Source organism: Streptomyces sp. NPDC052299 (assembly GCF_040679335.1).
Classification (GTDB): domain Bacteria; phylum Actinomycetota; class Actinomycetes; order Streptomycetales; family Streptomycetaceae; genus Streptomyces.
Genome location: NZ_JBFAUP010000016.1, coordinates 12,166 through 38,737, shown reverse-complemented (window position 1 = coordinate 38,737; position 26,572 = coordinate 12,166). Strand labels below are relative to the sequence as shown.

General features: G+C 75.1%; 27 protein-coding genes. 19 read left to right on the top strand and 8 right to left on the bottom strand.

Annotation, left to right across the window (positions count from 1 at the left end):
• Window positions 1–10: 10 nt before the first annotated feature.
• The 8 genes from hisH to AB0L33_RS25395 all read left to right on the top strand — a co-directional run bounded on the left by hisH (window position 11) and on the right by AB0L33_RS25395 (window position 8,790).
• A complete protein-coding gene (gene hisH / locus AB0L33_RS25430) occupies window positions 11–652 on the top strand; it encodes an imidazole glycerol phosphate synthase subunit HisH (RefSeq protein ID WP_073864622.1) in 642 nt (213 codons plus the stop codon).
• Window positions 652–1,377: a bifunctional 1-(5-phosphoribosyl)-5-((5-phosphoribosylamino)methylideneamino)imidazole-4-carboxamide isomerase/phosphoribosylanthranilate isomerase PriA gene (gene priA / locus AB0L33_RS25425; protein ID WP_365685098.1), complete on the top strand. Its 726-nt coding sequence runs from the start codon at window positions 652–654 to the stop codon at window positions 1,375–1,377. Before hisH ends, priA begins: the two co-directional genes overlap by 1 nt.
• A complete protein-coding gene (locus AB0L33_RS25420; RefSeq protein WP_365685096.1) occupies window positions 1,374–1,778 on the top strand; it encodes a RidA family protein in 405 nt (134 codons plus the stop codon). The genes priA and AB0L33_RS25420 overlap by 4 nt, the downstream gene beginning before the upstream one ends.
• Complete coding sequence (gene hisF / locus AB0L33_RS25415; RefSeq protein ID WP_365685090.1) at window positions 1,775–2,530, top strand: imidazole glycerol phosphate synthase subunit HisF; 756 nt, start codon at window positions 1,775–1,777, stop codon at window positions 2,528–2,530. Before AB0L33_RS25420 ends, hisF begins: the two co-directional genes overlap by 4 nt.
• Before the next feature lie 127 nt (window positions 2,531–2,657).
• A complete protein-coding gene (locus AB0L33_RS25410; protein WP_365685298.1) occupies window positions 2,658–5,381 on the top strand; it encodes a LuxR C-terminal-related transcriptional regulator in 2,724 nt (907 codons plus the stop codon).
• A gap of 177 nt (window positions 5,382–5,558) precedes the next feature.
• On the top strand, window positions 5,559–6,848 hold the full coding sequence (locus tag AB0L33_RS25405) for a helix-turn-helix domain-containing protein (RefSeq protein WP_365685088.1): 1,290 nt from the start codon (window positions 5,559–5,561) through the stop codon (window positions 6,846–6,848).
• 88 nt (window positions 6,849–6,936) lie between these two features.
• Window positions 6,937–7,524 carry a helix-turn-helix domain-containing protein gene (locus tag AB0L33_RS25400; protein WP_365685086.1) on the top strand — a complete coding sequence of 196 codons (588 nt, stop codon included), beginning with the start codon at window positions 6,937–6,939 and terminating at the stop codon, window positions 7,522–7,524.
• A gap of 18 nt (window positions 7,525–7,542) precedes the next feature.
• Window positions 7,543–8,790, top strand: coding sequence for an MFS transporter (locus AB0L33_RS25395; protein ID WP_365685084.1), 1,248 nt, complete (start codon window positions 7,543–7,545; stop codon window positions 8,788–8,790).
• 16 nt (window positions 8,791–8,806) lie between these two features.
• Here AB0L33_RS25395 and AB0L33_RS25390 read toward each other — a convergent pair whose 3' ends face one another.
• The gene (locus tag AB0L33_RS25390) at window positions 8,807–9,439 is read right to left on the bottom strand and encodes a TIGR03085 family metal-binding protein (protein ID WP_365685083.1); all 633 of its coding nucleotides are present in this window, start codon (window positions 9,437–9,439) and stop codon (window positions 8,807–8,809) included.
• Window positions 9,440–9,524: 85 nt separating this feature from the next.
• Between AB0L33_RS25390 and hisI the strand changes: the two genes are divergently transcribed.
• The 11 genes from hisI to lgt all read left to right on the top strand — a co-directional run bounded on the left by hisI (window position 9,525) and on the right by lgt (window position 18,368).
• Complete coding sequence (gene hisI / locus AB0L33_RS25385; RefSeq protein WP_365685081.1) at window positions 9,525–9,908, top strand: phosphoribosyl-AMP cyclohydrolase; 384 nt, start codon at window positions 9,525–9,527, stop codon at window positions 9,906–9,908.
• Between the two features lie 11 nt (window positions 9,909–9,919).
• Entirely contained in the window at window positions 9,920–11,407 is a 1,488-nt protein-coding gene (locus AB0L33_RS25380) for an anthranilate synthase component I (RefSeq protein ID WP_365685079.1), read from the top strand.
• Window positions 11,408–11,460: 53 nt separating this feature from the next.
• Complete coding sequence (locus tag AB0L33_RS25375; protein WP_365685078.1) at window positions 11,461–12,117, top strand: TIGR02234 family membrane protein; 657 nt, start codon at window positions 11,461–11,463, stop codon at window positions 12,115–12,117.
• 121 nt (window positions 12,118–12,238) lie between these two features.
• Complete coding sequence (locus AB0L33_RS25370) at window positions 12,239–12,487, top strand: HGxxPAAW family protein (protein ID WP_365685076.1); 249 nt, start codon at window positions 12,239–12,241, stop codon at window positions 12,485–12,487.
• Between the two features lie 149 nt (window positions 12,488–12,636).
• Window positions 12,637–13,071 carry a DUF2752 domain-containing protein gene (locus AB0L33_RS25365; RefSeq protein ID WP_365685296.1) on the top strand — a complete coding sequence of 145 codons (435 nt, stop codon included), beginning with the start codon at window positions 12,637–12,639 and terminating at the stop codon, window positions 13,069–13,071.
• Between the two features lie 126 nt (window positions 13,072–13,197).
• Complete coding sequence (gene trpC, locus AB0L33_RS25360) at window positions 13,198–14,007, top strand: indole-3-glycerol phosphate synthase TrpC (RefSeq protein WP_365685074.1); 810 nt, start codon at window positions 13,198–13,200, stop codon at window positions 14,005–14,007.
• Between the two features lie 7 nt (window positions 14,008–14,014).
• On the top strand, window positions 14,015–14,179 hold the full coding sequence (locus AB0L33_RS25355) for a hypothetical protein (RefSeq protein ID WP_365685313.1): 165 nt from the start codon (window positions 14,015–14,017) through the stop codon (window positions 14,177–14,179).
• A gap of 118 nt (window positions 14,180–14,297) precedes the next feature.
• On the top strand, window positions 14,298–15,584 hold the full coding sequence (gene trpB, locus AB0L33_RS25350; protein WP_365685072.1) for a tryptophan synthase subunit beta: 1,287 nt from the start codon (window positions 14,298–14,300) through the stop codon (window positions 15,582–15,584).
• Window positions 15,581–16,393: a tryptophan synthase subunit alpha gene (trpA, locus tag AB0L33_RS25345; protein ID WP_365685070.1), complete on the top strand. Its 813-nt coding sequence runs from the start codon at window positions 15,581–15,583 to the stop codon at window positions 16,391–16,393. Before trpB ends, trpA begins: the two co-directional genes overlap by 4 nt.
• A gap of 75 nt (window positions 16,394–16,468) precedes the next feature.
• Complete coding sequence (locus tag AB0L33_RS25340; RefSeq protein WP_365685068.1) at window positions 16,469–17,287, top strand: thioredoxin domain-containing protein; 819 nt, start codon at window positions 16,469–16,471, stop codon at window positions 17,285–17,287.
• Between the two features lie 94 nt (window positions 17,288–17,381).
• The gene (gene lgt / locus AB0L33_RS25335) at window positions 17,382–18,368 is read left to right on the top strand and encodes a prolipoprotein diacylglyceryl transferase (protein WP_365685066.1); all 987 of its coding nucleotides are present in this window, start codon (window positions 17,382–17,384) and stop codon (window positions 18,366–18,368) included.
• Between the two features lie 108 nt (window positions 18,369–18,476).
• Here the strand turns inward: lgt and AB0L33_RS25330 are convergent, their stop codons facing one another.
• Genes AB0L33_RS25330 through AB0L33_RS25300 form a run of 7 tightly spaced genes read right to left on the bottom strand, consistent with a single transcriptional unit; the run spans window position 18,477 to window position 26,314 of the window.
• On the bottom strand, window positions 18,477–19,289 hold the full coding sequence (locus AB0L33_RS25330; protein WP_365685065.1) for a CoA ester lyase: 813 nt from the start codon (window positions 19,287–19,289) through the stop codon (window positions 18,477–18,479).
• Complete coding sequence (locus AB0L33_RS25325) at window positions 19,286–20,485, bottom strand: CoA transferase (protein WP_365685063.1); 1,200 nt, start codon at window positions 20,483–20,485, stop codon at window positions 19,286–19,288. Before AB0L33_RS25325 ends, AB0L33_RS25330 begins: the two co-directional genes overlap by 4 nt.
• The gene (gene rbsK, locus AB0L33_RS25320; RefSeq protein WP_365685061.1) at window positions 20,482–21,366 is read right to left on the bottom strand and encodes a ribokinase; all 885 of its coding nucleotides are present in this window, start codon (window positions 21,364–21,366) and stop codon (window positions 20,482–20,484) included. The genes AB0L33_RS25325 and rbsK overlap by 4 nt, the downstream gene beginning before the upstream one ends.
• Entirely contained in the window at window positions 21,363–22,742 is a 1,380-nt protein-coding gene (locus tag AB0L33_RS25315) for an ADP-ribosylglycohydrolase family protein (protein ID WP_365685060.1), read from the bottom strand. Before AB0L33_RS25315 ends, rbsK begins: the two co-directional genes overlap by 4 nt.
• Entirely contained in the window at window positions 22,739–23,959 is a 1,221-nt protein-coding gene (locus AB0L33_RS25310) for an ADP-ribosylglycohydrolase family protein (protein WP_365685059.1), read from the bottom strand. The genes AB0L33_RS25315 and AB0L33_RS25310 overlap by 4 nt, the downstream gene beginning before the upstream one ends.
• Window positions 23,868–25,136 carry an ADP-ribosylglycohydrolase family protein gene (locus tag AB0L33_RS25305; RefSeq protein ID WP_365685057.1) on the bottom strand — a complete coding sequence of 423 codons (1,269 nt, stop codon included), beginning with the start codon at window positions 25,134–25,136 and terminating at the stop codon, window positions 23,868–23,870. Before AB0L33_RS25305 ends, AB0L33_RS25310 begins: the two co-directional genes overlap by 92 nt.
• The gene (locus AB0L33_RS25300; protein ID WP_365685055.1) at window positions 25,133–26,314 is read right to left on the bottom strand and encodes an ADP-ribosylglycohydrolase family protein; all 1,182 of its coding nucleotides are present in this window, start codon (window positions 26,312–26,314) and stop codon (window positions 25,133–25,135) included. Before AB0L33_RS25300 ends, AB0L33_RS25305 begins: the two co-directional genes overlap by 4 nt.
• Window positions 26,315–26,572: the final 258 nt, after the last annotated feature.

Here is a 26,572-nt window from a genome sequence, read left to right as displayed (position 1 = left end):
CGAGCGACACGTGGATACGAAGAAGAAGGTCGTCGTCTTCGACTACGGCTTCGGCAACGTCCGTTCCGCCGAGCGCGCCCTCGCCCACGTCGGCGCGGACGTCGAGATCACCCGCGACTTCGACGCCGCGATGAACGCGGACGGGCTGCTCGTGCCCGGCGTCGGCGCGTTCTCGGCGTGCATGGAGGGCCTGAAGAAGGCCCGCGGCGAGTGGGTCATCGGCCGCAGGCTGGCCGGCGGACGCCCCGTGATGGGCATCTGCGTCGGCATGCAGATCCTGTTCGAACGCGGCATCGAGCACGGGGTGGAGACCGAGGGCCTGGACGAGTGGCCCGGCACGGTCGGCCCGCTGAAGGCCGACGTCGTCCCGCACATGGGCTGGAACACCGTCGAAGCCCCCGAGGACTCCCAGCTGTTCGCCGGACTCGACGCCGGTGCCCGGTACTACTTCGTGCACTCGTACGCGGCGCACGACTGGGACCTCGAAGTCACCAACCCGAAGATCCGTGCCCCCAGGGTCACCTGGGCCACGCACGGCGAACGGTTCGTGGCGGCCGTGGAGAACGGCGCGCTGTGGGCCACCCAGTTCCACCCCGAGAAGTCCGGCGATGCCGGCGCCCAGCTGCTGACCAACTGGATCGAGACGCTGTAATGCCGAAGCTTGAACTGCTCCCCGCCGTAGACGTCCGCGACGGCCAGGCGGTCCGCCTGGTGCACGGCGAGTCCGGCTCCGAGACCTCCTACGGCTCCCCGCTGGAGGCCGCACTCGCCTGGCAGCGCGCCGGCGCCGAGTGGCTGCACCTGGTCGACCTGGACGCCGCCTTCGGCACCGGGGACAACCGCGCCCTCATCGCCGAGGTCGCCGGGGCCATGGACATCAAGGTCGAGCTGTCCGGCGGCATCCGCGACGACGCCTCGCTCGCCGCCGCCCTCGCCACCGGCTGCCGCCGGGTCAACCTCGGCACCGCCGCCTTGGAGACCCCCGAGTGGGTCGCCAAGGTCATCGCCGAGCACGGCGACAAGATCGCCGTCGGCCTCGACGTGCGCGGCACCACGCTGCGCGGCCGGGGCTGGACCCGCGACGGCGGCGACCTCTACGAGACGCTGGCCCGCCTCGACTCCGAGGGCTGCGCCCGCTACGTCGTCACCGACATCGCCAAGGACGGCACGCTCCAGGGCCCCAACCTGGAGCTCCTGAAGAACGTCTGCGCCGCCACCGACAAGCCCGTCGTCGCCTCCGGCGGCGTCTCCTCGCTGGACGACCTGCGCGCCATCGCCTCGCTGGTCCCGGCCGGCGTCGAGGGCGCGATCGTCGGCAAGGCCCTGTACGCGAAGGCGTTCACCCTCGAAGAGGCGCTGGAGGCGGTCTCCGCATGACCGGTTCCGCAGCCGTGCGCCGCGTCTCCTCCGGCGCCCCCTGGGAGGAGAAGTTCGGCTACTCCCGCGCCGTCGAACTGCCGAACGGCACGGTGCTCGTCTCCGGCTGTACGTCGGTGGTGGGCGGCGAGATCGCCGCGGGCGGTCCGTACGACCAGACGGTCACCGCCTTCAACGTCGCCTTCGAGGCGCTGAGGGAACTGGGCCTCGGCCGCGAGGACGTCGTCCGCACCCGGATGTACGTCATGCACGCCCGGGACACCGACGAGGTCGGCCGCGCCCACAAGGAGCTGTTCGACGCCGTGCGCCCCGCCGCCACCATGCTCGTGGTCTCCGGCTTCGTCGACCCGAGCCTGGTCGTCGAGGTCGAGGTCGAGGCATACCGGGCGGGTGCGCGATGAGCCTCGCGGTACGCGTCATCCCCTGCCTCGACGTGGACAACGGCCGGGTCGTCAAGGGCGTCAACTTCCAGAACCTGCGGGACGCGGGCGACCCCGTCGAGATGGCGAAGCTGTACGACGCCGAGGGCGCCGACGAGCTGACCTTCCTGGACATCACCGCGTCCAGCGGCGACCGGGAGACCACCTACGACGTGGTGCGCCGCACCGCCGAGCAGGTCTTCATCCCGCTCACCGTCGGCGGCGGCGTCCGCACCCCGGACGACGTCGACAAGCTGCTCCGGGCCGGTGCGGACAAGGTGGGCGTCAACACGGCGGCCATCGCCCGGCCGGAGCTGATCCGGGAGATCGCCGAGCGCTTCGGCCGCCAGGTCCTGGTGCTCTCGGTGGACGCCCGGCGCACCCCGGAAGGCACGTTCGAGGTCACCACGCACGGCGGCCGCCGGGGCACCGGCATCGACGCCGTCGAGTGGGCCCACCGGGCGGCGGAGCTCGGCGCCGGTGAGATCCTGCTCAACTCGATGGACGCCGACGGGACGAAGGACGGCTACGACACCGAGATGATCGCCGCCGTCCGCGAGCACGTCCGCGTGCCCGTCATCGCCTCCGGCGGCGCGGGCCGGCTGGCCGACTTCGCGCCGGCCATCGACGCCGGGGCCGACGCGGTCCTGGCCGCGTCCGTCTTCCACTTCGGCGACCTGCGCATCTCCGAGGTCAAGGCCGCGCTGGCGGAGACCGGGCACCCGGTGCGCTGACCGGCCGGTTGTGCGCGTGCACAGACATGGGGCGTCCTTCCCTGGGAGGGCGCCCCACGTCCGTACGAGCGTCTTCCGGGTCCCGGCACGCGGGCCTAGGGTGCCGGGCGTGACTTCCCCCACGACCGTGCACAGTCCGCTCCGGCTGTACGGCCGCAGCGGTGAACTCGCCGCTCTGGACGCCCTGCTGACCCGCCTTCAGGGCGGCGACGGCGGCGCCCTGGTCCTCACGGCCCCGCCCGGTTCGGGCCGCACCGCCCTGCTGGCCCACGCCGTCGCCGCGCACCGAGAACGGGGCACGGGACCCGTCCTCCACGTGGTCGCCGCCCCCGGCGAACGGTGGGTCCCGTACAGCGGGCTGCGCGCCCTGCTGTCCGCCGCGGGCCCCGCCCCCGGTGAGCCCGCACCGCGTGACGGACTCCTCGCCCTGTTCCGGCGGACCGGCGGTGGGCGGCCCCTCCTCGTGTGCGTGGACGACGCCCACCTCTGGGACCCCGACTCCCGCGCCGCCCTCGCCCTCACCGCCCGCCGGCTCGGACCGGGCACCCCGGTCGCCGTGCTGATCGCCACCGGGGACGGGACCGGCTTCGCCGGGCTGCCCGCCCTCCGCCCCGGCCCCCTGGACGACGAGGCGGCCGCCGCGCTCCTGGACCGGCTCACCGGGGCGGACCCGGCCGACCCGGTGGTGCGCGGCGAACTGCTCCGGGAGGCGGCCGGGAACCCCGGGCTGCTCACCGGTCTCACCGCCCGCCTCACCCCCGGCCAGCTCGCCGGGCGGACCCCGCTGCCCCACCCGCTGCCCGGCGGCGAGGAGGTCCTGGCCGCCCACGCCGACCGCGTCGGCCACCTCCCCGCCGCCACCCGGACCCTGCTCCTGATCGCGGCCGCCGCCCACGCGCACGAGCCCGAGGGCGCGGGGGCGGACCTCGCCCTCGTGCGCCGCGCCGCCGCGTCGGCCGCCGTACCGCCCGCCGCGTCCGACCTCGCCCTGGACGGCCCGGGCGGCACGGCGGGAGCGCTCCAACGGGCCGGCGACCGCGTCCACTTCCGGGAGCCCCTGATGCGCCGCGCCCTCCTGCACCGGGCGCCCCCGGACCGCCGCCGCGCGGCGCACGCCCTGCTCGCCGGGCTCCTCGGGCCCGGGTTCGCCGCCCTCGTCCAGCGGGCCTGCGCGTCCCCCGGCCCCGATGCCGCGCTCGCCGCCGCCCTGGAGGCCGCCGCCGCCCCGCCCCTCCCGCACGCCGACCGCGCGACCGCTCTGGCCCACGCGGCCGCGCTGACCCCGGACGAGCCCCGCCCGATCCACCCGACAGGCCGGCGGTCCGCCCGGTTCGCGGCGGCGGCCGAGCAGCACCGGCTCGCGGGAGAGCCGGGGCGGGCCCGCGCGCTGCTGGCCCGGGCGGCCCCCGCACCCGGCCACGGTGCGGCCCTCCGCACCCGCGGCCTGCTCGCCCTCGCCGACGGACCCGCCCCCGACGCCCACGAGACCCTGCTCACCGCCGCCGCCCTGCTCGCCCCGCACGACCCCGGGGGTGCCCGGGACGCCCTGCTCGGGGCCGCCGAGGCCGCCTGGGCGGCGGGGGACGCCCTCGGCTACCTCGACGCGCTGACCCGTATCCCCACGGACGCCGCCGACCGGGACCTGGCCCACTACCGGGACGGGATGTGCGCCGTGCTGCGCGGGCGGATCGGCGCGGGGCACCTGCTGCTGCGCCGCTGCCTCGACTCCGGCGCCCGCGACCCGGGTGCGCTGTCGCGGGCCGGGGCGGCCGGACTCGTGCTCGGCGACCTCGACGCCGCCTGCCGGGCCGGGGTCCGTGCCCTCGCCGCCGTACACGCGAGCGGTGCCGGTGCCCTGCTGCCACCGGTGCTGGAACAGCTGGCCTACGCGGAGCTGCGCGCCGGGCGGCACGCCCGGGCCCGGGCCCACGCGCTGGACGGCCTGCGCGCGGCCCGCCGCGCGGGGCGCCCCAACACCGCCGCCCACCTGCACGCCGTACTCGCCCTCGCGGCCTCGGTGGAGAGCGGCGCGCGGGAGTGCGCGGCGCACGCCGGAGCCGCGCTCGCGGGCGCCGCGCCGCACGGGCTCGTCCAGGCCGAGACCCTGGCCACCTGGGCGCTCGCCCGGGCCGACCTGGCGGCCGGGCGCCCGGCGGAGGCGGCGGCGCGGCTCGACCCGCTCGTCCGGCCCGGGCCCCGGCGCGGCCACTTCGCCACCCGGATGCTCGCCGTGCCCTGCTACGTCGAGGCGTCCGTCCTGGCCGGGCGGGCCGCCCGGGGCGGGGAGGCGGACCCGGTGGCCGGGGCGGTGGCGGAGTTCGCCGTCTGGGCGACGCGCACCACGGACCCCCAGGTCCCCGCCCAACTCGCCCGCTGCCGGGCCCTGCTGGCGCCGGAGAGCGAGGCCGCCGGGCGCTACGCGGAGGCGCTGGCCCATCACGACCGGGCCGGCGGCGACTTCGAACAGGCCAGGACCCGGCTGCTGTTCGGGTCCTGGCTGCGCAGGCGGCGCCGCACCCGTGAGGCCCGCGAGCCGCTGCGGGACGCCCTCGTCGGGTTCGAGCGGTGCGGGGCCCCGGCCTGGGCGGCCCGGGCGAGCGGCGAACTCCGGGCCGCCGGTGCCGCGGTGGAGGCCCCGGAGCCCGCCGGGGCGGCCGCGCCGCTGGCCGGGCTCACCCCGCAACAGGCCCGGATCGCCCGGTGCGTGGCCGAGGGGGCCACCAACCGGGAGGTGGCGCGGCGGCTCTCGGTGAGCACCCGGACCGTCGACCACCACCTGCGCAACGTCTTCGCCGCCCTGGGCGTGCGCTCGCGCACGGAGCTGGCCGGGCTGCTGGGGAACGGGCGCTGAGACCACCGGAGTTGCCGGACCGTGATGAGAAGGAGGCCGCACACCTCTAGGTACCGACTGGGCGGTATGTCATTCTGCGGACGTCAGGATCATTCGCTGCGCCCGCGGCCCTGTCCTGGGCGGGGCGTGCCGGAGCCGGCCGTTCACCGAGCCGGCCGAATCCCGGTGGAGGCCGCCATGCCACAGGTCGTACGTTCACGGGTCAGGGCGCTGCACGCGCCCCCGCCCGTCGCCCCGGTCCCGCGCCGCTTCCGGTCGCTGGCCGACCGCGAGGCCGTCGCCGTCCTGCACCGGGCCGCCCGGGTGCTGGTGGCGGCGCTCCCGGAGCTGACGGACCGGATGGTGGAGGCGCTGCGGGAGCGGGAGCCCGGCTACCGGGCGGCGATCGAGGCCGACCCGGCGGAGATCTGGCAGGAGGTGCACCAGTCGCTGCGGCACAACGTCGGTTCGCTCATCCAGCCCCGCGAGTTCCGGGAGGCCGCGCACCGCACGTCGCGGCGGATCGGGGAGGTCCGGGCCGAGCAGGGGGTGCCGCTGGACGCGGTCCTGCACGCGTTCCGGATGGGCGGGGCGATGGTCTGGCAGGACCTGGTGGACGAGACCGCCCGCCGCCACCCCGAGGACGTCCGGCTGCTGGTCCACGTCGCCGCGGACGTCTGGAACTTCGTGGACGAGCACTGCGGGCTGGTCGCCGACGCCTACCGCAGGGCGGAGCGCCGCCTCGCCTGGCGCCGGGAGAACCGGCACCGCCTGATGACGGCCGCGCTGCTCGACGGCACCGCCCAGATCGCCGACCTCCCGGACACCGCGGCGGCCCTCGGCCTGCCCGAGGACGGCCGGTACGCCGTGCTCGCGCTGCGCGACGCCCGCCGCTCCCCGCACGGCGCGGCGCACCCGCCCCTGGAGCTGCCCGACGGCACGGGCGCCGTGTGGCACACGGGAGCCGGGGCGGAGTACGCCGTCCTGTCGCTGGGCCGGGCCGACGGCACGGACCCGGCGGACGCCCTCGCCGCGCTGGCCGCCGCTCTGCGCGTGCCGCCCGGGGCCCGGGCCGGCATCGGTTCGGCGGTGGACGGGCTGGCCGCGGTCGGGGACGCCCGGCGCCTCGCGGACACGGCGCTGCGGGCCTGCCCGGCGGACGGCGGGACCGTCCTGCTCGACGCGCACCTGCCCGCCGCCCTGGTCGTCTCGTCCCCGGTGCTCGGCGCGGCCCTCGCCGACCGGGTGCTGGGCCCGCTGGACCGGCTGGACGCGGCCGACCGGGACGTGCTCATCGAAACGCTCACCGCGTGGTTCGACGCGGACGGCTCGGCGCCCCGGGCGGGCGCCCGGCTCTACTGCCACCGCAACACCGTCCTCAACCGCCTCCGCCGCTTCGAACAGCTCACCGGCCGCTGCCTGACCCGCCCTTCCGACGCGACCGAGGTCTCCCTCGCACTCGCGGCCCGCCGCCTGCTGGCGGACTGAGCGGGGCGCGCGGTTCCGGACCAGATGCACAGCTTTTCTTCCGCAACAAATATTGTGCAACTTTTCTTTCGCATCTACGCTCATCCGTATGGCACGCGACGCATCACGCCGGGTCTCCGACCTCGGCACCCTCAAGGCATTCGGACACCCCCTGCGGATGAAGCTCTACCGGGCCCTCTACATCGCCCGGCAGGCCACCGCCTCCCAGCTCGCCGAGCAGGTCGACGAGGCGGTCTCGCTCGTCAGCTACCACCTGCGCAAGCTCGCCGACCACGGCCTGATCGAGGAGGCGGACCGGCAGGGCCGCGACGGCCGCGAGCGCTGGTGGCAGCCCGCGTCGGAAGGGCTGACCTTCCACGACGAGGACTTCAGCGACGCGCCCGAGAAGGCCGCGACCCACTCCGCCGTCACCCGGCTCTCCTTCGACCAGCACGTCGAGATGTACCGACGCCACCTCGACGCGCACCGCACCTGGTCCGCCGACTGGCGCCGCGCCTCCTTCAGCTCCGAATACCTGGCCCGGCTGACCGCCGAGGAGCTCGCCGCACTCGCCTCCGAGATGAACGACCTCATCAAGCGCTACGAGCAGCAGGGCCGCGACCGCGAAGAGGCCGGGGACGGCGAGAACCGCGAGAACGTCGCGCTCCACGTGTACGGCTTCCCGTTCCGCACCTGACTCCGAGAGGACGAGACCGTGACCGCCACCCTGCCCGGCCCCGCCGAAGCGCCCGCCCGCCCGGCCCACCGCGACGGCAACGTCCTGCGCTGGCTCGGCGCGTACACCGCGTCCATGATCGGCGACAGCGTCTACTACATGGCCCTCGCCTGGGCCGGCGCCCGCACCGGAAACGCCTCGCAGACCGGCCTGGTGCTCGCCGCGGGTTCCATACCCCGGGCGATGCTCCTGCTCGGCGGGGGAGTGCTCGCCGACCGGCTCGGCCCGCGCCGCGTGGTCGTCGCCGGCGACACCGCCCGCTGCCTGGTCATCCTCGCCCTCGCCGGGACCCTGCTGCTCACCGCACCCACGGTGTGGATGCTGGTCGCCGTCGCGCTCGTCTTCGGCGCCGTCGACGCCCTCTTCCTGCCCGCCGTGGGCGCCCTCCCGCCCCGGATCACCGCCGCCTCCCAGCTCGCCCGCGTCCAGGGCATGCGCGGCCTCGCCAGTCGTACCGCCAACGTCGTCGGCGCCCCGCTCGGCGGCGTCGCCGTCGCCTTCGGCGGCCCGGTCCTCGCCTTCGCCGCCGCCGGGATCCTCTTCGCCGTGTCGCTCCCGCTCCTGCTGGCCGTACGCCTCCGCCCGCTGCCCGCACCGGAGACGGCCGCGCCCGCCCGAACCGCCTGGCGCGAACTGGCCGACGGGCTGCGCCACATCCGCCGCCACCCCGTCCTCGGGCCCCTGATGCTCACCGTCGCCGTCACCGAACTCGGCTTCGTCGGACCCCTCAACCTCGGCCTGATCCTGCTCAGCGACGAACGCGGCTGGGGCGCCTCCGGCATGGGCTGGGTCGTCGCCGCCTTCGGCACCGGCGCGGGCGCCTCCGCCCTCCTCCTGGCCGTACGCGGCCGCGTCGCCAGGGCCGGACTGGTCATGTGCCTGACCGTCCTCGTCGGGGCGGTCGCCATCGCGGCCCTGGCGTACGTGCCCTCCGTACCGCTCGCCGCGACCGTCGCGGTCCTCGTCGGGCTCTTCGCCGGCCTCGGCGGCTCGCTGTGCGGCGCCCTCACGCAGACCGTCACCGACCCGGCCTACCTGGGCCGCGTCACCTCGGTCTCCACGCTCTTCACGCACGCCCTCGCGCCGCTCAGCTACCCCGTCACCGGCGCCGCCGTCGCCCTCTGGGGCACCGGACCGGTCTTCGTCGCCAGCGCCGCCCTGTGCGCCACCGGTGCGGGCACCGGACTCCTCATGACCCCGCTCCGCCGGGCCGAGCTCCCGCACTGACCGGGGCGTGCGCGGGCTACATGCCCAGCTTCGCCGTCGTCACCCGGCCGATCGCCTCCGGCTCGCCCTCCAGCTCCACCCGCGCCGCGTCCTGCCGCCCGAACGCGAACAGCAGCAGCTCACCCGGCTCACCGGTCACCGTCACCACCGGCGTCCCCCGGTGCGCCACCGCGGTCTGCCCGTCCGGACGGCGCAGCACCAGGCCCACGGGCGCCTTCCGGCCCAGCATCCGCGCCGCCTTCTCCGTACGCGCCCACAGCACGTCCGCGAAGACCGGGTCCAGCTCACGCGGCGTCCAGTCGGGCTGCGCCCGGCGCACGTCCTCCGTGTGGACGTAGAACTCCACCGTGTTCGCCGCCTCGTCCAGCTGCTTCAGGCCGAACGGGGACATCCGGGGCGGGCCGGTCCGGATGAGCTGGATCAGCTCCTCGTACGGCTTCTCGGTGAACTCGGCCATGACCCGGTCCCGGCGGCTCTTCAGCGGCCCGATGAGCGTCCCGGCCGCCGCGTCCGGGCGCCGCTCCCGCACCACCACATGGGCGGCGAGATCGCGGGCCGTCCAGCCGTGGCACAGGGTCGGGGCCTGCGGACCCGCCGCCTCCAACAGGTCGGCGAGCAGAAGACGTTCGCGCTTCGCATGGGTCGACATGCCCGCCAGCGTACGACCGCCGTCCGCCGTCCGCCCAGTGGACGCCCGCCCGGACACCCCGCGCCACCACGGCACAATGGGGCCCATGAGCAGCACGCCCCCGCCCGGCACCCCCCGGACCGCCAGCGACCTCGACCCCGCCATCGCCGCCCGCCTCAAGCGCGGTGCCGACGGGCTGGTCCCGGCCGTCGCCCAGCAGTACGACACCGGCGAGGTGCTCATGCTCGGCTGGATGGACGACGAGGCCCTGCACCGCACCCTCACCACCGGCCGCTGCACCTACTGGTCCCGCAGCCGCCAGGAGTACTGGGTCAAGGGCGACACCTCGGGCCACATCCAGCTCGTCAAGTCCGTCGCCCTGGACTGCGACGCCGACACCGTCCTCGTCAAGGTCGACCAGACCGGCGCCGCCTGCCACACCGGCGACCGCACCTGCTTCGACGCCGACACCCTCTTCACCGGGCAGTAGGGTCAGCCGCCATGGACCTCGACACCTTCCGCAAGCTGGCCGTCGACCGGCGCGTCATCCCCGTCACCCGCCGCCTCCTGGCGGACGGCGACACCCCCGTCGGCCTCTACCGCAAGCTCGCGGGCGAGCGCACCGGCACCTTCCTGCTGGAATCCGCGGAGAACGGCCGCACCTGGTCGCGCTACTCCTTCATCGGCGTACGCAGCGCCGCCACGCTGACCACCCGCGACGGCGAGGCCCACTGGCTCGGCGCCCCGCCGGTCGGCGTGCCCGTCGACGGCGACCCGCTGCACGCCCTGCGCGCCACCATCGAGGCCCTGCACACCCCGCACGACCGGGAATCCGGCCTCCCGCCCTTCACCGGCGGCATGGTCGGCTACCTCGGCTACGACATCGTGCGCCGCCTGGAGAAGATCGGCGAGAGCGGCGGCGACGACCTGCGGCTTCCCGAGCTGACCATGCTGCTCACCTCCGACCTGGCGGTCCTGGACCACTGGGACGGCAGCGTCCTGCTCATCGCCAACGCCATCAACCACAACGACCTGGCCACCGGCGTGGACGAGGCGTACAGCGACGCCGTCACCCGGCTCGACGCGATGGAGCGGGACCTGCGCCGCCCCGTCGAGAACGCCCCCGCCGCCCTGCCCCCGTCCGAGCTGCCCCCGTACACCGCGCTCTGGGGCGGCCAGGCGTACCAGGAGGCCGTCGAGGACGTGAAGGAGCGCATCCGGGCCGGCGAGGCCTTCCAGGTGGTGCCCTCCCAGCGCTTCGAGACCCCGTGCACGGCGAGCGCCCTCGACGTCTACCGGGTGCTGCGCGCCACCAACCCCTCGCCGTACATGTACCTCTTCCGGTTCGACGGCTTCGACGTCGCCGGGTCCAGCCCCGAGGCCCTGGTCAAGGTCGAGGACGGCCGGGCCATGGTCCACCCCATCGCCGGCACCCGGCACCGCGGCGCCACCCCGCAGGAGGACCAGGCCCTCGCCGACGAACTCCTCGCCGACCCCAAGGAGCGCGCCGAGCACCTGATGCTCGTCGACCTCGGCCGCAACGACCTGGGCCGGGTCTGCGAACCGGGCAGCGTCGAGGTGGTCGACTTCATGTCCATCGAGCGCTACTCCCACGTCATGCACATCGTGTCCACGGTCACCGGCAAGGTCGCCGAGGGGCGCACCGCCTTCGACGTGCTGACCGCCTGCTTCCCTGCCGGCACCCTCTCCGGCGCCCCCAAGCCCCGCGCCCTCCAGATCATCGAGGAACTGGAACCCACCCGCCGGGGCCTGTACGGGGGCTGCGTCGGCTACCTCGACTTCGCCGGGGACTCCGACACCGCCATCGCCATCCGCACCGCCCTGCTCCGCGACGGCACCGCCTACGTCCAGGCGGGCGCGGGCGTCGTCGCCGACTCCGACCCGGTCGCCGAGGACACCGAATGCCGCAACAAGGCGGCCGCCGTCCTCCGCGCCGTCCACACCGCCAACCGCCTCGGCGGCGCCTGAGCGGTGCGCCCGCGCCAGGGGCGCGGTGGGGCGTTCCGGCCCGGTGAGGGATAGTGGAGTACGTGAGTGCCGTCCCCGTACCCCAGCCCCGTACCGAAGCCGCCGCCGCGCCCGACAGTGCGGGGAGCCGCCGCACCCTGGCCGCCGGCCTGCTCCTCGGGGCGGCCGGCGCGACCGTCGTCCTGCTCGCCTCCGGGCAGACCTGGGCCGAGGGCAAGGCCCCCGTCGGCGGCGGCAGCCTGCCGCTGAGCGCCGACGGGCAGGACGTCACCGGACTCCCCGCCGCCCTCGCGATCGTCGGCCTGGCCGCCCTCGTCGCCGTCTTCGCCGTACGCGGCGCGGGCCGGCGCGTGGTTGCCGGACTCCTCGCGCTCAGCGGACTCGGCGCCGCGCTGAGCGCCTTCCTCGGCGCGTCCGACAGCGGGGCACTGGACGAGAAGGCCGCGCAGACCAGCGGAGACGCCGCCGCCACCATCACCGCCCTCAGCCACACCGTCTGGCCGTACGTCACGGCGGCCGGCGGCCTGCTGATCCTGCTCGCCGGACTGCTCGCCCTGCGCTACGGAAGCCGGTGGCCCACCATGTCCGGGCGCTACGAGCGCGACGGCACCCCCCGCCCCCGCAAGGCCTCCCGGCCGCTGGACCCCGACCGGCCCGAGGATCTGTGGAAGGCCCTGGACCGCGGCGAGGACCCGACGCGCGAGGCATGACCCCCAGCTCACGTCCTACCCGCACGTACGGGACAATGACGGTGAGCTGGCACAGCGGCACGGGCCGTGGGCACAGCGACCCGAGCGATTCCAACAGCGCAACACCAACGAGGAGCAACTCATGGCGGGCAGCAGCCACGGACACACCCCGGCCGCCTGGACCGGTGTCATCATCGCCTTCATCGGCTTCTGCGTCGCGGGCGTCTTCATGGTCGCGGCCAACCCGCTCGGCTTCTGGGCCGGCATGGGCGTCGTCCTGCTCGGTGGTGTCGTCGGCCTCGCGATGAAGGCCGCGGGCCTCGGCATGCCGAAGGAGTCGGCCGAGCTGACCGCAGCCCGCGCGCGTGCCGGCCAGGCGCAGACCTCCTGACCCCCGCACCACGTACGCCGGAAAGGCGCGGCCCGGACCGGGCTGCGCCTTTCCGCGTCAGCGGCGACAATCACCGGGTGGACGCAACGCCAACCCCCGCCGCCCCTTCGGCCCCGGACCCCGCCCCCGGGCCGCCGCCCTTCGCCCCCGTGCGGGCCCCCCTCTTCCCGACGGCCCCCGCCGGTGCCTCCCGGCTGCGGCGGACCGCCGTCCCGGTGGGCGTGCTCGCCGCCGTCGTCGGCGCCTTCGGATACGTCGCCACCGTCGACCCGAACCAGCCCGGCCACTACCCCGTCTGCCCGCTGCTGCGGTTCACCGGCATCTACTGCCCCGGCTGCGGCGGCCTCCGCAGCGCCCACGCCTTCGCCCACGGCGACCTGGCCGCCGCCTTCGGCGCCAACGCGCTCGCCGTGGCCGGCTACGGGATCTTCGCCGTGCTGTGGACCGTATGGCTGATCCGCGAGGCCCGCGGGAAGCCCCTGCGGATCGGGCTGCGACCGGTGCACTGGTGGGCGATCGGCGCCGTACTGCTGCTCTTCACCGTCATCCGGAACCTCCCCTTCGGCTCCGCCCTCGCCCCGTGAAGTCCCAGCCAGTGGGACAGCCGCAGGCCGGATGCGGGCCCAGCGCCCTCCTGCGGATAACATCGGAGTGGCTGATCCTGTGGCCTGTTACGTTTTTTGTCACCGCTCCGGAAGGGGGCCGCTCGCGTGAGTGTGCTCGACGAGATCATCGACGGCGTACGCGCCGACCTCGCGGAGCGGCAGGCGCGCGTCAGCCTCGACGAGCTCAAGGAACGCGCCGCCCGTGCCCCCCAGGCCAAGGACGGCGTCGCCGCCCTGCGCGGCGAGGGCGTGAACGTCATCTGCGAGGTCAAGCGCTCCAGCCCCTCCAAGGGCGCGCTGGCCGCCATCGCCGACCCGGCCGCGCTCGCCGCGGACTACGAGGCCGGCGGGGCCTCCGTCATCTCGGTCCTCACCGAGGAGCGCCGCTTCGGCGGCTCGCTGGCCGACCTGGAGGCCGTCCGCGCCAAGGTCGACATCCCGATCCTCCGCAAGGACTTCATCGTCACCTCGTACCAGCTGTGGGAGGCACGCGCGTACGGCGCCGACCTCGCGCTGCTGATCGTCGCCGCCCTCGAACAGGAGGCCCTGGTCTCCCTGATCGAGCGCGCCGAGTCCATCGGCCTCACGCCGCTGGTCGAGGCGCACGACGAGGACGAGGCCGAGCGCGCCGTCGAGGCCGGGGCCCGGATCATCGGCGTCAACGCGCGCAACCTCAAGGACCTCAAGGTCGACCGCTCCACCTTCGAGCGCGTCGCCCCCGAGATCCCGGACCACATCGTCAAGGTCGCCGAGTCCGGCGTCCGGGGCCCGCACGACCTGATCGCCTACGCCAACGCCGGCGCCGACGCCGTGCTCGTCGGCGAGTCCCTGGTCACCGGCCGCGACCCGCGGACCGCCGTCTCCGACCTCGTCGCCGCCGGGGCCCACCCGGCGCTGCGCCACGGACGGGGCTGACCCGGCCGTGTCCCTCCCGCACCCCGAGCCGATGCGCTGCGCGCTGCCCTCGTGGCACCGCGGCTGCCGGGCGCCCGCGCGCCGGGTGCACGGCCGGCGGGTGCGGTACGTGATCGGTGCCGAGCCCGGTCAGGTCAACGGCATGCGATGGCGCACGGGACGCGCGCTGTAGAGCGAGCCCGGCCGCGTTCCCGCGCGCCCGAAACCGCCCCGGTCCCGGACCGGGGCGGCGCTCCGCTCACGGCGCAGACGGTGCAACCACCCCTGTGACGACGAGGAGCACGTCCCGCATGTCTTCCGACTTCTTCATCCCGGACCCGGAGGGTCTGATCCCCAGCGCCGAGGGCTACTTCGGCGCGTACGGCGGCAAGTTCATCCCGGAGGCGCTGGTCGCCGCCGTGGACGAGGTCGCCGACGAGTACGAGAAGGCCAAGGCCGACCCCGCGTTCGCCGCCGAGCTCGGCGAGCTGATGGTCCACTACACCGGACGGCCCAGCGCCCTCACCGAGGTCACCCGCTTCGCCGAGCACGCCGGTGGCGCCCGCGTCTTCCTCAAGCGCGAGGACCTCAACCACACCGGATCGCACAAGATCAACAACGTGCTGGGGCAGGCGCTGCTGACCCGGCGCATGGGCAAGACCCGCGTCATCGCGGAGACCGGCGCCGGACAGCACGGCGTGGCCACGGCGACCGCCTGTGCCCTCTTCGGCCTCGACTGCACCATCTACATGGGCGAGATCGACACCCGGCGCCAGGCGCTGAACGTGGCGCGGATGCGGATGCTCGGCGCCGAGGTCATCGCCGTGAAGTCCGGCTCCCGCACCCTCAAGGACGCCATCAACGAGGCGTTCCGCGACTGGGTCGCCAACGTGGACCGCACCCACTACCTCTTCGGTACGGTCGCGGGCCCGCACCCCTTCCCGGCGATGGTCCGCGACTTCCACCGCGTCATCGGCGTGGAGGCCCGGCGGCAGATCCTGGAGCAGGCCGGCCGGCTGCCGGACGCGGCCGTGGCCTGCGTCGGCGGCGGCTCCAACGCCATCGGCCTCTTCCACGCCTTCGTGCCCGACGCGGACGTCCGCCTCATCGGCTGCGAGCCCGCCGGACACGGCGTGGAGACCGGCGAGCACGCGGCGACCCTCACCGCGGGCGAGCCCGGCATCCTGCACGGTTCGCGCAGCTACGTCCTCCAGGACGACGAGGGCCAGATCACCGAGCCGTACTCCATCTCGGCCGGCCTGGACTACCCGGGCATCGGCCCCGAGCACGCCTACCTCAAGGACGTGGGCCGGGGCGAGTACCGCGCCGTCACCGACGACGCGGCGATGCAGGCGCTGCGCCTGCTCTCCCGCACCGAGGGCATCATCCCGGCCATCGAGAGCGCGCACGCGCTGGCCGGGGCGCTGGAGGTCGGCAAGGAGCTGGGCAAGGACGGGCTGATCCTGGTCAACCTCTCCGGGCGCGGCGACAAGGACATGGACACGGCGGCCCGTTACTTCGGGCTGTACGACACCGACGCGGCCGTCGAGGCGGACGCCGGCAGCCGGAACGCGGAGATCGAGGGGGACGCGCTGTGAGCGGCAACGTCGAACTGCTGAACACCACGCTCGCCGCCGCGCGGGCCGAGGACCGGGCCGCGCTCATCGCGTACCTGCCCGCCGGCTTCCCGACCGTCGACGGCGGTATCGAGGCCGTGAAGGCCGCCGTCGCGGGCGGCGCCGACGTCATCGAGGTGGGGCTGCCGCACAGCGACCCGGTGCTCGACGGCCCGGTCATCCAGACCGCCGACGACATCGCGCTGCGCGGCGGAGTACGGATCGCCGACGTGATGCGCACGGTGCGCGAGGCCCACGAGGCCACCGGGGCGCCGATCCTGATCATGACGTACTGGAATCCGATCGACCGGTACGGCGTCGAGCGGTTCACGGCGGAGCTGGCCGAGGCGGGCGGCGCCGGGTGCATCCTGCCCGACCTGCCGGTCCAGGAGTCCGCGCTGTGGCGCGAGCACGCGGAGCGGCACGGCCTGGCCACCGTCTTCGTCGTCGCTCCCAGCAGCAAGGACGAGCGGATCGCCACCATCACCGACGCGGGCTCCGGCTTCGTCTACGCCGCGTCCCTGATGGGCGTCACCGGCACCCGCGCATCGGTCGGCGCGCAGGCCCAGGACCTGGTCCGGCGGACCCGGGCCACCACCGAGCTGCCGGTCTGCGTCGGCCTCGGCGTGTCCGACGCCGCCCAGGCCGCGGAGGTCGCAGGCTTCGCCGACGGCGTCATCGTCGGCTCGGCCTTCGTCAAGTGCATGCTGGACGCCTCCGACGAGGCGGCCGGGCTCGCGGCCGTCCGTTCACTGACGGCCGATCTTGCCGAAGGTGTTCGAAAGCGCTGACACCGGGGGTAACCCGAACGGGTGGACCTCGGTCCGGGGAGGCACGCGAGTGCCTCCCCGGGTCGTTTGCGCGGTGTGAGCGAGAAGAACGAACAGGGTAAGAGGGCCGCGCGAGACCGGCTGATCCAGCAGCGCGAGCAGGCGAAGGCGCGCGACCGCCGGCGCCGCACGCTGATCGTGTCCACGGCCGTGGTGGGGGTCCTGGGCCTGGCCGCCGTCGTCGGCGTGATCGCGGCGAACACCGACGGCAAGAGCGACAAGTCCAAGGCGTCCGGACCGGCCGTCGCCCCGTCCGGGGCGACCGGCAAGGACGCCCTGGCCATCCGGGTCGGCGCCGACGACGCCCCGTCCACCCTCACCATCTGGGAGGACTTCCGCTGCCCGGTCTGCGCCCAGTTCGAGACCGCGTTCCGCGACACGATCCACGAGATGGAGCGCGACGGCCAGATCAAGGTCGACTACCACCTCGCCACGATCATCGACGGCAACATGGGCGGCAGCGGCTCCCTCAAGGCGGCCAACGCGGCCGCCTGCGCGCAGGACGCCGGCAAGTTCTCCGCGTACCACGACGTGCTGTACAGCAACCAGCCGGCGGAGACCGACGACGCCTTCGGCGACAACGACAAGCTGATCGAACTCGCCAAGAAGGTCCCCGGGCTGGACACGCCCGCGTTCCGGGGCTGCGTCGAGGACGGCAAGCACGACGCCTGGGTGGAGAAGTCCAACCAGGCGTTCAGCGACGGCGGCTTCCAGGGCACTCCGACGGCCCTGCTCAACGGGGAGTCGATCTTCCCGAAGAAGGGCGACGAGGCGATCACCGTGGCCAACCTGAAGAAATGGGTCGCCGAGGCCAACAAGGGCAAGAAACCGGCCACCCCCACGGCCACGCCGTAGGGCCGGGCGGGGGAATCGACGGCCCGCTCGTTACCCAGACGTTGCCGGGCGGGTTGTCCTCCCTCCCGTCCGGCAGGGTAGCGTCGACGCTGCCATGAACCTTGCCTACATTCCCAGCCCGTCGACCGGCGTGATCGATCTCGGACCGATCCCGCTCCGCGGCTACGCGTTCTGCATCATCATCGGTGTCTTCGTCGCCGTCTGGTTCGGCAACAAGCGCTGGGTCGCCCGAGGAGGCACCGCCGGCACCGTTGCCGACATCGCCGTCTGGGCCGTGCCCTTCGGACTCGTCGGCGGCCGCCTCTACCACGTCATCACCGACTACCAGCTGTACTTCAGCGAGGGTGAGGACTGGGTCGACGCCTTCAAGATCTGGCAGGGCGGCCTCGGCATCTGGGGTGCGATCGCGCTGGGCGCGGTCGGTGCCTGGATCGGCTGCCGCCGCCGCGGGATTCCGCTGCCCGCCTGGGCCGACGCCCTCGCCCCCGGCATCGCCCTCGCCCAGGCGTGCGGCCGCTGGGGCAACTGGTTCAACCAGGAGCTGTACGGCAAGGCGACGGACGTCCCGTGGGCGCTGAAGATCAGCGACGGCCCGAACCGGCTGGCGGGCACCTACCACCCGACCTTCCTGTACGAGTCGCTGTGGTGCGTCGGCGTCGCCCTCCTGGTGGTCTGGGCCGACCGCCGCTTCAAGATGGGCCACGGCCGGGCCTTCGCCCTTTACGTCGCGGCGTACTGCGCGGGGCGTGCGTGGATCGAGTACATGCGCGTGGACGAGGCGCACCACATCCTGGGCCTGCGGCTCAACGTGTGGACCGCGCTGATCGTGTTCGTGCTCGCGGTGACGTACATCGTGATCTCGGCGAAGGTGCGGCCGGGCCGCGAGGAGGTCGTGGAACCGGGTGCGCCGGAGGCGCCGGAGTCCTCCGAGAAGGCGGACGAGGCCGAGGCGGACGGGCCGGAGGCCGCGGAGGCCGACGCGGACGCGGACACCGATGCGAAGCCGGACGCCGACGCGAAGACGGACGCCGACGAGGACGCGCCGAAGGCGGACGGTACGGCGGAGGCCGCCAAGGGCTGACGCCGCGCGCAAGCTGAGTGAGGGGTCGCCGAGGCATTCGGCGGCCCCTCGGCCGTGAAACCCAGCCCGTCCGGCGATTGAGGACAACGGGGCCAGACGGGGGCCAGGTCACCGTTCGCGCTCGGCGAGGGAGAGCGTCCGTTGCGCCTGCGCAACCACCGCCGCGTCCACGAAGCGGCCGTCCGGCAGGGCCTGGGCGCCCGCCTGGTCGCGGGCCGCTTCCACGATCTCCCACGCCGCTTCGACCTCCTGCGGCGTCGGGCGGAACGCGCGCTCGATCACCGGGAGCTGGCGGGGGTGGATCGCCGCCCGGCCCAGGAAGCCCAGGGCCCGGCCGTGGGCGCAGGAGGACCAGAGCCCGTCCAGGTCCCGGACGTCCGCGAACACCGACTGCGCGGGCGGAGCCAGGCCCGCCGCCCGGGCGGCGACCACCACCCGGCTGCGCGACCAGTCGAGCCCCGCGTCCTCCCGTACGCCCAGATCCGCGCGGAGGTCCGCCTCGCCCAGGGCGATGGCCCGGACCTGGGGGTGGGCGGAGGCCACCGAGTACGCGTGCTCGATGCCGAGCGCCGACTCCAGCAGCGGGCACAGGGCCACCCCGGGCGCCCGCGCCGCGATGTGGTGCACCGACGCGGCATGGGTGATCTTCGGCAGCCGCAGCCCGCCGAGCCCCGGCAGCCCGGCCAGCGCCAGCACGTCCGCCTCGTCGTTGACCCGCACGTGCACGGGCGGCGCCGTCGCGGACGGCGGGTCCGACAGCAGCTCCACCGTCGCCGCGCGGGCGTACTCCTTGCGGTCCGGGGCGACCGCGTCCTCCAGGTCCACGATGACCACGTCCGCACCCGAGGCGGCCGCCTTGCGCACCACGTCCTGCCGGTCACCGGGCACGTACAGCAACGTGAGGGGGGCCGCCGCGCTCACAGCACCCGCTCCGCCCGCAGCGCCGAGATCTCGGGCCCGCTCAGCCCCAGCTCGGTCAGGATCTCCTCGGTGTCGGCCCCGTGCGGGCGGCCGGTCCAGCGGATCGCGCCCGGGGTCCGGGAGAGCCGGAAGAGGACGTTCTGCATCCGCAGCGGGCCCAGCTCCGGGTCGTCCACCTCGGTGACCGAGTCCAGCGCCCGGTACTGCGGGTCCTCCATGACGTCCCGCACGTCGTGGATGGGCGCGATCGCGGCCTCCGCCTTCTCGAACGCGGACAGGGCCTCCTCCCGGCTGTGCCGGGCGATCCAGTGGCCCACGGCCTCGTCCAGCTCGTCGCTGTGCTCGGCGCGGGTGGCGCCCGAGGCGAACCACGGCTCCTCGATCAGGTCCGCCCGCCCGACCAGCCGCATCACCCGCTCCGCGACGGACTGCGCGGAGGTGGAGACGGCCACCCACTGCCCGTCGGAGGTGCGGTAGGTGTTGCGCGGGGCGTTGTTGCGCGAGCGGTTCCCGGTGCGCGGCTGTACGTAACCGAGCTGGTCGTACCAGAGCGGCTGCGGGCCGAGCACGGTCAGGATCGGCTCGATGATCGCCATGTCGACGACCTGCCCCTCGCCGGTCCGGTCGCGCCCGGCGAGGGCGGCCATCACCGCGTACGCCGTGGCGAGCGCGGCGATCGAGTCGGCCAGGCCGAACGGCGGCAGGGTCGGCGGTCCGTCCGGCTCCCCGGTGATCGCCGCGAAGCCGCTCATGGCCTCGGCGAGCGTCCCGAAGCCGGGCCGGTGGGAGTACGGGCCGAACTGGCCGAAGCCCGTGACGCGCACCAGCACGAGGCGGGGGTTGACCGCGTGCAGCTCGTCCGGCCCGAGACCCCACCGTTCCAGCGTGCCCGGCCGGAAGTTCTCGATGATCACGTCGGTGTCCGCGGCGAGCCGCAGCAGCAGGTCGCGGCCCTCCGGGGCGGAGAGGTCGAGCGTCAGATTGCGCTTGTTGCGGCCGAGGAGCTTCCACCACAGGCCCACCCCGTCCTTGGCTGGCCCGTGGCCCCGGGAGGGGTCGGGGCGGACCGGATGCTCGACCTTGATCACCTCGGCGCCGAAGTCGCCGAGCATCGTCGCGCAGAGCGGGCCCGCGAAGAGCGTGGCGAGATCGATCACCCGCAGTCCGGTGAGCGGCGGCGCCGCGGGGGCGGTCACGCGCCGTCGATTTCGCTGCGGTACGGCATGGAGACCGAGGCGCCCGGTTTCTGCACGCAGAGCGCGGCGGCGGCCGAGGCCCAGGCGACGGCTTGCGGGATCGGGCGCCCCTCACCGAGCGCCACGGCCAGGGTGCCGACGAAGGTGTCCCCGGCGCCGGTGGTGTCGACGGCGGTCACGTCCGGGGCCGGGAAGTGGATGGTGCGGCTGCCCCGGGCCGCGTACAGGCTGCCCTTCGAGCCGAGCGTGATGAGCACCGCGGGGACCTGGCCGAGCAGGATCTCCGCCGCCGCGTGCGGGTCGTCGTAGCCGGAGAGCCCGGCCGCCTCGTGCTCGTTGGGGATCAGCAGGTCGATGTGGTCGAGGAGTTCGGAGGGCAGCTCCTGTACGGGGGAGGGGGTGAGGACGGTCCGCACGCCCTGGGCGTGACCGGCGCGGGCGCCCTCGACCACGGCGGACATCGGCAGCTCCAGCTGGAGCAGCAGCAGATCCGCCTCGGCGATGGCGGCCATCTCGCCCGGGCCGAGCGCGGTCATGGTGCCGTTGGCGCCGGGGATGACCACGATCGCGTTGGAGCCCTTGGCGTCGACCACGATGTGGGCGGTGCCGCTGGGGCCCTCGGCGGTGTGCAGCAGGTCGGTGTCGACGCCCGATTGCTCCAGGTTCTCCCGCATCCGTACGCCGTACTCGTCGTCGCCGACCGCGCCGATCATCAGCACGTCACCGCCCGCTCTGGCGGCGGCGACGGCCTGGTTGGCGCCCTTGCCGCCGGGGATGGTGCGGAACTCCCGTCCGGTGACGGTCTGGCCGCGCTCGGGGGCCCGGTCGACGTAGGCCACAAGATCCATGTTGGTGCTGCCGAGCACCGCGATTCTGGTCATGGGCGGATTGCCTCCTCGTGGGTGAGCCGGTGGGTCAGGGCGGCCAGGGTGTCGAAGCCGGTCCCGTCGAAACCGGGGACGGACGTGGCGAGCCGGTTCTTCAGCGGGGTGGTCCACCGGCCGGGCAGCGCGTCCGGCCGCCCGGCGAGCAGTCCGGCGAGCGAGCCGGCGGTCGCGCCGTTGGAGTCGGTGTCCCAGCCGCCGGACACCGCCTTGCAGACCGAACCGGTGAAGTCGCCGTCGGCGTGCGTGAGGGCGGCGGCCAGCAGGGCCGCGTTGGGCAGCACATGCACCCAGTGGTACCTGCCGTACGCCGCGTGCAGCCGGTCCACGACCGTATCGAAGTCCCGCTCCTCGCGGGCGGCTTCGATGCCGTCCCGTACCGCCGCCGCGAACCGCGAGCGCGGCGGCACCACGCGCAGCCCGGTGGCCAGGCAGCCGTGCACATCGGTCTCGCCGCCGGCCGCCTCGGCCAGTGCCGCCGCCGTGAACATCGCGCCGTAGACGCCGTTCCCGGTGTGCGTGAGGACCGCGTCCCGGTACGCCTGCGCGGCGGCGCCCGCCGGGTCGCCGGGCCGGGTCCAGCCGTGCACGTCGGCCCGGATCTGCGCGCCGATCCACTCCCGGAACGGATTGCGGCGGCGGGCGGTGTCCGGGGGCTCGATGCCGTCGAGCAGATTGCGGTACGCGATCCGCTCGGCGGTGAACGTACGCCCCGCCGGGAGCTCGTCCAGCCACAGCCGGGCCAGGTCCGCGGTGGTGAACGCGGTGCCGTGCCGCTGGAGCAGCAGCAGGGCGAGCAGCGGGTGGTTGAGGTCGTCGTCCTCGGGCATCCCGTCGATGTTCTCGGCGAGCGAGGTGGCCGCGGAGCGCCGGTTCCACGGATAGGTGGCGGCCAGCGGGGCGGGCAGGCCCCGGGCGGTGAACCAGGTGTTCAGCGGCCAGTTGCCGGTGGCCCGGGCCAGGGCGCGGATGCCTTCCAGCGGCAGCTTCTCGACCGGTTTGCCCAGCAGGCAGCCGGCGGCGCGGCCCAGCCAGGCGGCGTGCAGCCGCTCCCGCCCGGCCGGCCGCACGTCCCGGGCATGCGGCCACTGCGGGCAGGCGGCCCGGATCTCGTCCAGGCCGTCCGGCTCGTCACCGGCCAGCGGGGACTCCAGCAGGGCGAGTTCGTCCAGCAGCCGTTCGGCGACCGCGCGCAGCCCGGGCGGGGCGGCGGCTTCGGACGCCCCCGCGCGTTCCGGGGCGGGGGCGCCGCCGGCCTCGTACCAGCGGCGGGCGATGTCGCGGGCGTCGCGGCCGTCCTCGGCGGCCTGGCGCAGTTCGTGGCCGACCAGGTCCTCCGGCTGCACCCAGGTCACCCGCACCGCCGTGGTCACGGGGTGCCCGCCAGCGTCGCGAAGGCGGCCTCATGGGCCCTGCGGCGGGCGGTGTCCCGGGCGAACACCTCGCGGGCCACCTCGGCCAGGGTCCGGGCCGGGGCGCGCAGATCGAGGCGGCTGGCCCCGGCGACGGCGGCCGCCCAGTCGGCGGGGACGGCGCTCTCGCCGTGCAGGGCGCCCGCGAGCGCGCCGCTCATGGTGGCGATCGAGTCGCAGTCGCGGCCGTAGTTGACCGAGCCGAGGACCGCCTGCCGGTAGTCCCCGTCGGCGGCCAGCAGCATGCCGAGGGCGACCGGCAGTTCTTCGATCGCGTGCAGCCGGGACGGGCGGCGCGCACCGAGCGAGGGTGCGCGGTAGTCGGGGCCGACGGTGTCGAAGGGGGCGACGGCCGCGCGCAGCGGGGCGAGCGCCGACTCCACGTCCCGGTGGCGGGCGGCCGCCTCGCAGACGGCTTCGATCGCGGCGCGGGTGCCGTCCTTGGCGAGCGACAGGCACGCCTCGACGACCGTGGCGGGCGTCGCCCCCGGCGTGCAGGCCGCGGCGACCCCGGCCGCCAAGACGCCTGCCGCCTCCCTGCCGTAGCTCGACTGGTGGGCGCCCGCGACGTCGATCGCCTCGGCGTACGCCGCCTGCGGATGGGCGGCGTTCACCAGCCCGACCGGGGCCATGTACATCGCCGCCCCGCAGTTGACGATGTTTCCGGCGCCCGCCTCGCGCGGGTCGACGTGGCCGTAGTGCAGCCGGGCGACGATCCACTTCTCCGCGAGGAAGACCCGCTGGAGCGGCAGCGCCTCCGCCTCCAGCTCGGGAATCCAGCGCGGTTCGCCGATCATCTCCGGCACGAGGTGGTCGGCGACCGCGTACGCGTCGAGATGGCCGCGCACCTTCCCGTACACCCGGACCAGCGCGTGCGTCATCAAGGTGTCGTCGGTGACGTGCCCGTCCCCCTTGTGGTACGGGGCGATCGGGCGGGCGGTCCGCCAGTCGTCGCCGTCCCAGGGGCCGACGATCCCGGTGATCCTGCCGCCGTGCCGGGCCGTGATCTGCTCGGGGGAGCGGCCCTCGACCGGGCCGCCCAGCGCGTCGCCGACGGCGGCGCCGACGAGGGCACCGGCGATCCGGTCATCGAGCGTGGGCGCCCCGGGGGTCGTGGGCGTCGTGGCTGTCGTGGGGGAGGGGGACGTCGTGGGCGCCGGCGGCACGGTGGATGTCATGTCCGAATTGTCCCCCCGCCGGGGCCGGTTCCGTGGCTGCCAGCAGCCCGGCGAGTTCCACCAGGTCCGTACCGGCGAAACGGGGCAGCGCGCAGCCGGCCAGCGTCCGGCAGGTCTCGCGCCAGCCGTCGGGCACGGAGGCGATGGAGCCCAGTGCCCCGGTCAGCGCACCGGCCAGGGCGGGGGCGGAGTCCGCGACCCGGGACAGGCAGGCGGCCGCGGGCACGGCCTGCGCGATGTCGCCCCTCGACGCGGTGGCCAGCGCGAGGGCGACCGGTACGGTCTCGGCGGCGGCGATCCCGTAGCTGTAGACGTGGTCCACGATCTGGTGCTCCAGGACCGGGACCAGCGCGAACGCCCCGGCCCTTTCCCCGGCGAACTCCCGGGCGATCCGGACCGCGTGGGCCGCGTTGCGGGCGATCTCGGTGCCGTCGGGGAGCTGGGCCAGCGCGGCGTCGACCGCCGCGTCCACGTCCGCCCCGCCCAGCGCCCCGGCACTCGCGGCGGCCATCGCCCGCGCCCCGTGCACCCCGTCGCCGTCCTGTGTGAAGCGCGCGTCGAACTCCGCGAGCTCCGCCGCCGCGTGCGGGTCGCCCGGGTGGACGACCGCCAGCACGGCCGCCCGCACGCAGGCCGCGTCGTCGAAGTAGTGCGGGTTGTCGTGGCCGGTGGCGGGCGGCCGCAGCCCGGCGGCGAGGTTCCCGAGCCCGGCCCGCACCGAGATCCGGGCGCGCAGCGGCAGCACGGCCGCCTCCACCTCGGTCGCCCGCGCCGCCGCGGCGGCGACCTCGGCGGCGAGCGAGTTCCAGGCCCCGGCGACGGCGGCCCGCACATGGCGGTCGCCGGCGTCCGGGGCGAGCCGGGTCCGCCCGGGCCCGGAGGCCGAGGCGTCCCGCGCCCGCCCCGCGGCAAGCACGGTCCCCGCCGCGAACGCGGCCCACTCGGCGTCGTCGGACGGCCCGAGGCGCAGGGGCTCGGGCGGCTGGTTGAGCGCGATGGGCACCGGGAGCGTGGTCGTCGCGTTCTGCTCGGCGAAGGTGTCCAGCTCCCGGGTCAGCCGCCGGGTCCACTCCGGCATCCGGGCCGCCCGGTGCCGGGCCGCGGGCCACCCGGCGGCATCCCCGGCCGCCAGCCCGATGAGCAGCCCTTCGACGCGGGCGCGCCGGACCCCGCTCACCGGGACACCGCCCCGGTGCCGCGTCCCCGGCGCGACTCCCCGGCGGCCGGGAGGTGGCCCGGCGCACCGGCCGACCCCTCGTCCCGCGCCGGGGCGCGATCCCGTGGTCCGTCCGGCGCGGCCGCCTCGGCGGCCCCCGCCAGCAGGTCCGCGATGTCCACCACGTGATACCCCCGCATCGACGGCAGGCAGCTGCCGCGTACCGGGCCGATCGCGTCCGCCCAGAGGCGCGGGATCGCCGACGCGCCGTGCAGGGCGCCGGAGAGGGCGCCCGCCACCGCGGCCGTCGTGTCGGCGTCGCGGCCCATGTTGACGGCCATGAGCACCGCCGTACGGAAGTCGCCGCGGGCCGCGGCGAAGGCGCCGAAGGCCAGGCCGACCGCTTCGGGAGCCAGGTCCGTCCAGGGGTAGCCGCCGACCACCACGGCCGAGCGGACCGCGCGTTCGCCGGTGAGGCGGTCGGGGTGGGGGCGCTGCGCCGCCGTCACCGCGCGGCGCAGGGAGCGGGCCGTCCAGGAGTCCATGGGGACGACCGAGAGCGCGGCGGCGATCACCGAGGTGACCGAGGCGCCGGTCATCGCGGCGGCCACCCCGGCGGCCACCGCCTGGCCGCCGTAGATGCCCTCGCCCTCGTGGCTGACCCGGCCGTCGACCGCGACCAGCCGGGCCGCCTCGGCGGGGCGGCCCGCCGCGAAGACGCCGAAGGGCGCGGCCCGCATGGCCAGGCCGTCGCTCCAGGCGTGCCGGTGCTGGGCGGAGATCGGCGCGGCCAGTCCCCGGCGCAGGTTCTCCAGCGTGCCGCGCTCGCTGAAGCCGGCGCCCCGGAACGGCCCCTCGTCCAGGTCGGCGATCCACAGCCGCCAGGCCCGCTCGACGTCGGTGACGGTGAGCTCCGAGCCGTGCCGGGCCAGCAGCAGCCCGGAGAAGATCGCGTACTCCGTGTCGTCGGTGCCCGCCGGGTCCTCGCTGACGAAGCCCTCGATCCGGCCCCAGCGGCGGCGGATCTCGGAGGGCCGCATGTTCTCCGCCGGGGCGCCGAGCGCGTCGCCGACCGCGAGGCCGAGCAGCGCGCCCCTGGCCCGGTCGACGGGCCCGCCCGGTTCCGCGTCCTCCGCAAGCCGTGCCGTCGGTGTGCCGCTCGCCCGCGGCGCCGTCGGATTTCCTGCGACCGTCTCCATCGCGTCGACCCTTCGCTCGTACCGAGCCAGTACTCGTCCCTGTGGGATCCGTTCCACGCCGAGCCGGGACGAAGGCCGGTTATGCACACAAAAGGTCCACTCGGATGAAGGCTTCCGGACAGCAAGGCAAGCCGTACCTATCCGGTTACGCAGGGTGGTAAGTACGGCCTTCCTTGCTGGCAGGAGCGGTTTTTCGTGCGTACTTTCGATGGTGTCGAGCGGGGAAGGGCGGGCAGGAGGCCCCTCTCCGGAGTGAGG

Bases quoted from the DNA above. Each gene is read 5' to 3' on its own strand.
- priA (WP_365685098.1), top strand. From the start codon at position 652: ATGCCGAAGCTTGAACTGCTCCCCGCCGTAGACGTCCGCGACGGCCAG.
- AB0L33_RS25420 (WP_365685096.1), top strand. From the start codon at position 1,374: ATGACCGGTTCCGCAGCCGTGCGCCGCGTCTCCTCCGGCGCCCCCTGG.
- hisF (WP_365685090.1), top strand. From the start codon at position 1,775: ATGAGCCTCGCGGTACGCGTCATCCCCTGCCTCGACGTGGACAACGGC.
- AB0L33_RS25405 (WP_365685088.1), top strand. From the start codon at position 5,559: ATGCCACAGGTCGTACGTTCACGGGTCAGGGCGCTGCACGCGCCCCCG.
- AB0L33_RS25400 (WP_365685086.1), top strand. From the start codon at position 6,937: ATGGCACGCGACGCATCACGCCGGGTCTCCGACCTCGGCACCCTCAAG.
- AB0L33_RS25390 (WP_365685083.1), bottom strand. From the start codon at position 9,439: ATGTCGACCCATGCGAAGCGCGAACGTCTTCTGCTCGCCGACCTGTTG.
- hisI (WP_365685081.1), top strand. From the start codon at position 9,525: ATGAGCAGCACGCCCCCGCCCGGCACCCCCCGGACCGCCAGCGACCTC.
- AB0L33_RS25380 (WP_365685079.1), top strand. From the start codon at position 9,920: ATGGACCTCGACACCTTCCGCAAGCTGGCCGTCGACCGGCGCGTCATC.
- AB0L33_RS25370 (WP_365685076.1), top strand. From the start codon at position 12,239: ATGGCGGGCAGCAGCCACGGACACACCCCGGCCGCCTGGACCGGTGTC.
- trpB (WP_365685072.1), top strand. From the start codon at position 14,298: ATGTCTTCCGACTTCTTCATCCCGGACCCGGAGGGTCTGATCCCCAGC.
- lgt (WP_365685066.1), top strand. From the start codon at position 17,382: ATGAACCTTGCCTACATTCCCAGCCCGTCGACCGGCGTGATCGATCTC.
- rbsK (WP_365685061.1), bottom strand. From the start codon at position 21,366: ATGACCAGAATCGCGGTGCTCGGCAGCACCAACATGGATCTTGTGGCC.
- AB0L33_RS25310 (WP_365685059.1), bottom strand. From the start codon at position 23,959: ATGACATCCACCGTGCCGCCGGCGCCCACGACGTCCCCCTCCCCCACG.
- AB0L33_RS25300 (WP_365685055.1), bottom strand. From the start codon at position 26,314: ATGGAGACGGTCGCAGGAAATCCGACGGCGCCGCGGGCGAGCGGCACA.